This window comes from Caproicibacter sp. (assembly GCF_046707225.1).
Taxonomy (GTDB): domain Bacteria; phylum Bacillota; class Clostridia; order Oscillospirales; family Acutalibacteraceae; genus Caproicibacter.
The window spans coordinates 1-6588 of the sequence record NZ_JBJKOP010000017.1; the positions used below are offsets into that span (position 1 = coordinate 1).

6 protein-coding genes are annotated in these 6588 nt (G+C 48.6%); 3 read left to right on the top strand and 3 right to left on the bottom strand.

Features of this window, described 5'->3' with window-relative positions; all coding sequences use genetic code 11:
• Positions 1 to 28: 28 nt before the first annotated feature.
• The gene (locus ACLQ3M_RS02715) at positions 29 to 1513 is read right to left on the bottom strand and encodes an IS1182 family transposase (RefSeq protein ID WP_411676175.1); all 1485 of its coding nucleotides are present in this window, start codon (positions 1511 to 1513) and stop codon (positions 29 to 31) included.
• 111 nt (positions 1514 to 1624) lie between these two features.
• Entirely contained in the window at positions 1625 to 2218 is a 594-nt protein-coding gene (locus ACLQ3M_RS02720) for a TetR/AcrR family transcriptional regulator (protein WP_411676176.1), read from the bottom strand.
• Between the two features lie 123 nt (positions 2219 to 2341).
• Here ACLQ3M_RS02720 and ACLQ3M_RS02725 point away from each other — a divergent pair, with 123 nt between their 5' ends.
• The 3 genes from ACLQ3M_RS02725 (at position 2342) to ACLQ3M_RS02735 (ending at position 5247) form a co-directional block, all read left to right on the top strand.
• Positions 2342 to 3541 carry an alpha/beta fold hydrolase gene (locus tag ACLQ3M_RS02725; protein WP_411676177.1) on the top strand — a complete coding sequence of 400 codons (1200 nt, stop codon included), beginning with the start codon at positions 2342 to 2344 and terminating at the stop codon, positions 3539 to 3541.
• A 128-nt stretch (positions 3542 to 3669) separates the two neighbouring features.
• A complete protein-coding gene (locus ACLQ3M_RS02730) occupies positions 3670 to 4635 on the top strand; it encodes a DMT family transporter (RefSeq protein WP_411676178.1) in 966 nt (321 codons plus the stop codon).
• A gap of 18 nt (positions 4636 to 4653) precedes the next feature.
• A complete protein-coding gene (locus ACLQ3M_RS02735; protein WP_411676179.1) occupies positions 4654 to 5247 on the top strand; it encodes an N-acetyltransferase family protein in 594 nt (197 codons plus the stop codon).
• Positions 5248 to 5541: 294 nt separating this feature from the next.
• Here the strand turns inward: ACLQ3M_RS02735 and sleB are convergent, their stop codons facing one another.
• Positions 5542 to 6234, bottom strand: coding sequence for a spore cortex-lytic enzyme (gene sleB, locus ACLQ3M_RS02740; protein ID WP_411676180.1), 693 nt, complete (start codon positions 6232 to 6234; stop codon positions 5542 to 5544).
• Positions 6235 to 6588 lie beyond the last annotated feature (354 nt).

Below are 6588 nucleotides of genomic sequence, written 5' to 3' on the forward strand. Positions count from 1 at the left end.
CAGATTGTCGAAGAACCCACCTGACGCGTTAAGCGAAGGATGGGCTCTTTTTACAATTTGCGTGAAGAGAAAATAGAAAATGAAAAATCAACATAAAGCCGGAAGAATGACGATCCCGCCACTTCCACATTGCCAGCTTTTTGAGATTCATGGCAGCAAACTTAAGCTTAACCCAATTCGTCACTTGAGTTAAGCCCCGATAGAGGGTATAACGCATCCCGTATTTTACTTTTGCATCGGCGAAGACGCGCTCAATGGTTTCTTTTCGCTTTCGGTAAAGCTCTTTGTATTTCGGTGTATGCCGGATATCCTCCGCGAGCTCCACATAATTCTGCCACACATGACGGGTTACTGTTTTCGTGCAGTTCTTGCTGTCGGTACATTGAGAACGGGACGGACATTTTTCACAGATATAGCTCCGGCTTTTGTATTCCCGGTATCCCTCACGGTTGGTTGTTGCATAGTGCAGAACCTGGTATTCCGGACAGATCACACAGTCATAATATTCGTCGTATACATACTTCCACCATTCCAGATTTCCCGCTTTGGTCATTGGCCGCTTATATGCTGTGGAAAGTACTCGCCCGTCATCAAACACCCGTTTGCAGATATGCGGTGTTTTGTAGGCGGCATCCGCCACCACGGTTTCAATTTCCGGAAATTTCTCCGTCACATGATCGTAGACTTCATCGAAGGCCACGCTGTCATGAACATTCCCCGGAGTGACCTCAACATCCAGAATGAAATTGTGTTTGTCACAGGCCGTATGCGCCTCATAGGCAAAGCACTTTTTGTGTTCACCCTTTTGAAACAGACCGCTTTCCGGGTCTGTTTTGGACACGGTGATTTGTCGCTTCTTTGCTTCTTTTTTTCGCCGTGCCAGCTTTTTCTTGGAAGTATTGTCACGTTTTTTCTTCGGTTTCGGCGAATCATCGCCGTTCTCAAACGGCTTTTTCCCGTGCGCTTCCCGGTCGGAATTGATTTCTTCCATCAATTCTGAGGCATAGCGCTTCGCCGCCTGGGGAACCGCCGTTCTGATTTTCTTGTTAATATTGGCGTTTGCCTTGATATGAGTCCCGTCCACAAACACCGCTTCCGGTTCCAAGTATCCGGCACCGTTTGCTTCTTCCAGAATCCACGAGAATACCTGTTCCACGGTCTCTTCCGTGAAACGGTGTTTGAAATTGTAGCTTACCGTGGAGAAATGCGGCAGCTCTTCATTTAGCGTATAGCCCAAAAACCAGCGGTACGCGATATTCAGGTTGATTTCCTGCATCGTCCGGCGCAGGGAAGGGATTCCGTACAGATGTTGGATGAGCACAATCTTAAACAGAACGACCGGATCTACGCTCGGTCGACCGTTGTCCTCACAATACAGACTTCCCACGAAATCGTATAGATGATCGAAGTCTACCGCTGCATCAATTTTCCGAAGCAGATGATCCTGCGGCATCATCTCATCCGTGTTCACAAATTCCACTGCGTCTCTGCGCAGTTTTTCCCGTTCCAGCATCTTTCATCACCTGCCTCCATTTTACCATTTTACAACGAAAAAGCCCAGCTTTCGCTGGACCTTTTTCGACAGGCTGAAAGCACCCTGAAAAGGGTGTTTTTTGTGTATTGATTATAATTGGAAGAGAAATTGAAAACTTCCCTCTTTCGAGGATAACCCTTTTTCAAATAAGGATGCCAGCGCAACCGCCTTATCTTTTAGTTGCTGCGGAGTCCATGCAAAAATACCGGGGTCATATAAAAAGCAGAAGACGGAAACGAAAATTTCAGCCGTTTCCTGTGGGGCGGCACACTGAAAGATTTTTTCTTCGACTCCCTGCCGAATCAGAGCAGCAACAAGGGGGGAAAGAGAAGACAGTATTTTGGCAAGTGATTTTTGATGAATGGCGGAATTCTGCGGCCGATGCAGATAAGCATCCATAGCAGGGAAACTGACAGAACTGCAGTAGCTTTGAAACAGTAATTTGAATTTTTGAAGTGCGTCCGCGTGGCTTTGGTCAATCAACTCTTCGCATTTCAAAATAATTTGATTGTATTCACGTTCAACCAGCGCATCAAAAATTTCCTCTTTGGATTTAAAGTAATAATAGATACTTCCTTTGCCGATTCCTGCGGTTTGGGCGATATCACTTACAGAGCAGGAAGCACCTTGTTCATTTTCCAGCAAGTGCAGCATGGCGTCTAATATGAGGTTCCTTTTATCCATCTTATCACCTTCTGTTTCATAGTATACCGCAAAAAAACGTTCTTGACCAGCGGTCGAAAAAATAGTACAATTCAGTTATTCGACCACTGGTCGAATAACTGAATTTTGTTAGAAGGGATCATTGTGGCGATACCTCTATTCGTTCTGCTTCTTTTTGCAGTTGTAAGTTTGGCAGTATGTCTTGTTTCCGCAGCGCAGATTGGAATTTGCCGGCTCCATAAAAAATTACAGAATACAGCAGCTGTACGTCTGAAGAAAAGCACCTTACTGCTCGCAGGGGTTGCTGTATCCACAGCCTTGCTTACCACAGTAAGTCAATTTACGGCACGGACGCCTGAAATAACGGATCAGCAGGGCAGAGTCTTGAACGGCAGTATAGCGGAGTTAGAAAAGGTTGAACTAAACGGGCGGGAGGAATGGATTAGTATTCGGGGGAAAAATCGCAAAAATCCTGTCCTCTTGTTTTTGGCAGGCGGACCGGGAGGAACGCAGATGGCGGCAGTCCGCAGTGAACTTGCCGGGCTCGAAGACCGATTCGTTGTTGTCAACTGGGATCAGCCGGGAAGCGGCAAGTCCTATCATGCGGTAGCAAATGATAAAATTACGGTCGATACCTATTTGAAGGACGGACTCGCTCTTACCGATTACTTACGGAAACGTTTCAGCACGGAAAAAATATATCTGATCGGCGAATCCTGGGGCAGTGCGCTTGGCGTTTTCCTTGTTGACGCAGCACCCGAAAAATACAGCGCATTGATTGGTACCGGGCAGATGGTGGACTTTCAGGAAACCGAAACAGCGGACTACAAAAAGGGAATGGAGCTTGCAAAGGCAAACCATGATGAAAAGACTGTGAAAAAACTGATTTCGAATGGCCCGCCCCCGTATTACGGGCAGGATGTCACTTGGAAATCTGCCGTTTATCTAAACTGCATATCTGATGAAATGGCGGAGAATCCAAATATTACCGATGGCGGTTATCACACAATTAGAGATATGTTTGCATCGGAATATGGCATAATGGATTCCGTCAATTATCTTAGAGGCATTGTCAACACCTTCAATCATGTATATCCGCAGCTTTATGGCGTTGATTTGCGAAAAGATTACATCAAGTTAAAAGTTCCGATTTATTTCTTCATTGGAAGACATGATATCAATGCCCCCGTATCACTGACGCAGGAATACTATCATTTACTGAATGCACCCCGCAAAGAGATTGTGTGGTTTGAACATTCCGGTCATGACCCGTGGATGAACGAAAGCAAACTTTTTGTAAGCCAAACCATCCGGGTGTTTCTGGAACAGCCTGTGCAGCCCTGAAAAATGGGGTTACGGTTCGTTTCGGTTAAAAGTATTTTGAAATGAAGCGAAAGCTTGATTCCGGCGGCAGGGGCATGGTAGAATAAGCAATCTTATATTATGGAAGCACATTTGAAAGGAATTCACTCATGAACCTGCAAGAAGACAAGTTTTTCACGAAACCTGCCGTCGTGTGGCTGCTCGCCATGCTCTGCTGTGCGCTGTGGGGCAGCGCGTTTCCGAGTATCAAAACCGGATATGCCCTTTTTCAAATACCGCAAGGAGAATTTCAGACTCAGATCCTGTTTGCAGGCAGCCGATTCTTTTTTGCGGGCGTTTTGACGGTGCTGTTTGGAAGCATGCTAGGCCGCAAACTACTGCTGCCACAAAAAGGCTCTTGGAAGCGGATCAGCATGCTGGGCCTTTTTCAGACAATTCTTCAGTATATTCCATTTTATATCGGCCTTGCGCACACAAGCGGCGTGAAGTCTTCAATTTTGGTGGGAACCAATGTCTTTTTATCCCTTTTGATCGCCTGCCTGATTTTCAAACAGGAAACGCTGACGGGGCGAAAGGTGCTGGGCAGCGTCATCGGATTTTCGGGCGTTGTGCTGGTCAACCTGAGCGGCGCGGGCCTTGATTCGCAGTTCAGCTTTCTCGGGGAGGGCATGATCCTGATTTCAACGGTATCGACGGCGTTCTCTGCCGTGCTGATGAAGCACCTTTCCCAACAGGACGACCCCGTGATGCTCAGCGGGTACCAGTTTCTGTTCGGCGGCGCGGTTCTGGCGGCGCTCGGCTTTGCGTTTGGGGGAAGAATCACCACCTGGAATTTCCCCGGCGCGTCGTTACTCTTTTATCTCGCGTTTTTGTCGGCGGCCGCTTATTCGCTCTGGAGCATTCTGCTCAAATACAACCCGGTTTCCCGCGTGACGGTGTTCGGATTCATGAACCCCGTGTTCGGCGTGATTCTGTCGGCGCTGATTCTCAACGAACGGCAGCAGGCGTTTGGATTGAAAGCTGTTGCGGCACTGGCGCTGGTCAGCCTGGGGATTTATATCGTCAACAGCGCCGCAGCCGCGAGGCCGCAAAAGGACGGCCTTTCAAACATATGAATCGGGAGTTGGGATGTCATGAGTCAAATCAGGTTTGCGACAGGATCGGATGCCGAAGCGATCCTTGAAATTTACAAGCCGTATATTCTGGAAACATCGATTACGTTTGAAGAGGAAGTTCCCTCGCCGGAGGATTTTCGGGACAGGATTCTGTCCGTGTCGTCCGCGTATCCCTATCTGGTTTATGAGTCGGAAGGGAGAATCCGGGGGTACGCATACGCGCACCGGTATCAGGCGCGTGCAGCCTACCGCTGGAACGCGGAGCTTTCTGTTTATGTGGAACGCTCCGGCCTTCAAAAAGGAATCGGGAAAACGCTGTACGGAGCGCTCCTGAAACTATTGCAGCTGCAGGGGGTTCAGAACGTGTACGGAATTGTTACGGCGCCGAATCGGAACAGCGAAAAGCTGCATGAATCTCTGGGCTTTCACAAGCTGGGGGTTTATCACAATACGGGATACAAACAGGGGAAATGGCGTGATGTTCAACTGTTTGAAAAAAGCATCGGCGGCCACGAGTTGAACCCTCCGCCGCTGCGCTCCATCCGCGAATTGGACCCGGCGGCTGTGACGGAGATTCTGGAACGGTACGGTCATAAGCTACTCGAAGAATAAGAAACGGCGAAATCCAATAAAAACAGTATTATTTAACATATAAATACTTTATGTATTACAAAGGACCCTCTCGCATGCCGTAATTTGCTAGTCAAGGTGGCTTCATGACTACAAAGAAAAAGAACCGTTGAATTTCAGATGATTATGTATAAACGATGATATAATATACTTTGTGTATATGGCAGCTTTCGGCATGGTCCCGTTTTGAACAGGTATGACGAAACCGGCACGGAGGGAAAACCTCTGCGCCGGTTTCAAACAGAAAAATATTCTATAAATAGGAAGGAACGGATCTTAGCTGCAAAACCGGTGCTCCCCGATAACGACAATGACGGGCCGCGATAAAATCCATTTGCTGGTTGCTTTTGCGGGATTGTAGTAATAGATCGCGCCGCCGCAGGGATCCCAGCCGTTGATGGCGTCGCGCGCCGCCTTGTAGGCGGAAGCGGCGACCGCCGCGTTGATGCCGCCGTCGTTCAGGCAGGAGAAAGCCCCCGGCTGATAAATGACTCCCGCCAGCGTATTCGGGAAGGAGGGATGCTGAATCCGATTCAAGATGACCGCCCCGACCGCGACCTGGCCTTCATAAGGCTCGCCGCGCGATTCGGCGGAAATGACCCTCGCGAGCAGATTGACGTCGTTGCTGCTGTAACCGCCCGCGCCGCCGGACCCGCCCGCGCTTCCGGCGGGGAGTCCGATCGCGCTGAGCGTCGCGGGCCCCGCCACTCCGTCCGCGGTCAGTCCGTTTTTGCGCTGAAAATACAGAACCGCGTTTTTCGTCTGGGTTCCGTAAACGCCGTCGACCTTGCCGTTGTAATAGCCCCAGTTTTTCAGTCTGGTCTGAATCTGCTTGACCTCGTTTCCGCTGGACCCGACCTTGGAAAGGGTCTGGATCGAGCCGTCGACATGGGTCACCACCGCAATCATTAAAATATTCACCAAAACGATGATGAATACTTTCCAGACATATTTCAGTTTATCATTCAAGGAAACACCACCTCTTACCACAGATTTTTCCCACGATTCGAATGATTATCCCTGCCGGGGAAATCACCCTGCCGTTCGCCCGGCATTGACAGCAATGTCGAAGAAAAGGGGAAAACCCCAAAAAAATGAAAAAAAGGGTTGACAATAGGGGTGGGTTTTGGTATTATAGTGAAGCGCCTTACGGAAAGGGCGTTGCGGAAAAGGGTCTGAAAGGGCCGAAAAACCGCATGGGACCTTGAAAATTAAACAACGAGACGATAAAGAAGGAACCCGTAAAGATTTCGAGAGTGAAAGTACTTTCGGACGAAAAGAGACGGAAACTCTTTGAAAAAAAACCAAAAGATACGTTAGTGT